This window comes from Allokutzneria sp. NRRL B-24872, from assembly GCF_002155965.1.
Lineage (GTDB): Bacteria > Actinomycetota > Actinomycetes > Mycobacteriales > Pseudonocardiaceae > Allokutzneria.
In genome coordinates this window covers 1-502 of sequence record NZ_MUMH01000204.1, presented here as the reverse complement: position 1 = coordinate 502, position 502 = coordinate 1, and the positions used below count along the sequence as shown (strand labels likewise).

Annotated in this window: 1 protein-coding gene; it reads left to right on the top strand. The window is 72.9% G+C overall.

What is annotated here, in order from left to right:
- Position 1: 1 nt before the first annotated feature.
- On the top strand, positions 2 to 502 hold a 501-nt coding region (locus CCN37_RS35395), incomplete at its 3' end, for a sensor histidine kinase KdpD (protein WP_256388106.1).

The window sequence follows — 502 nt, the reverse complement described above, 5'->3', positions numbered from 1 at the left end:
GCTGCGCACCCCGCTCGCCGGAGTGCAGGCAGCGGCGGAAACGTTGGTGCGCTTGGGAACTGGCGCGAAGCAGGACGACGTGGAGCGCATGCAGGTGATGATGGTGCGCGAGGCCAGGCGCGCGACCCGGCTCGTCGAGGACCTGCTGTCGCTGGCCCAGATCGACGCGGGCCTGGAGCTGCGGTTCGAGGCCGTGCACCTGCTCGGGCTCGTCGAGTCCGAAGTGGAAAGGCTGCGCCTGCTCGCGCCGTCGCTGGAGGTGGTGGTGGAGGGCGACGACCCGGTGATCGCCGGCGATCCGCTGCGCCTCGGGCAGGTGGTGGGCAACCTGCTCGACAACGCCCGCCGCCACGCGTCCTCCGCGTCCGACGCCGTGGTCCGCGTTCGGGTCACCCGCCACCCGCAGCACGTGGAGCTCGTGGTGCTGGACAACGGCCCCGGGGTCCCCGTCGCCGACCGCGAACGAGTCTTCAGCCGCCTCGTCCGGTTGGACGGCGCGCGC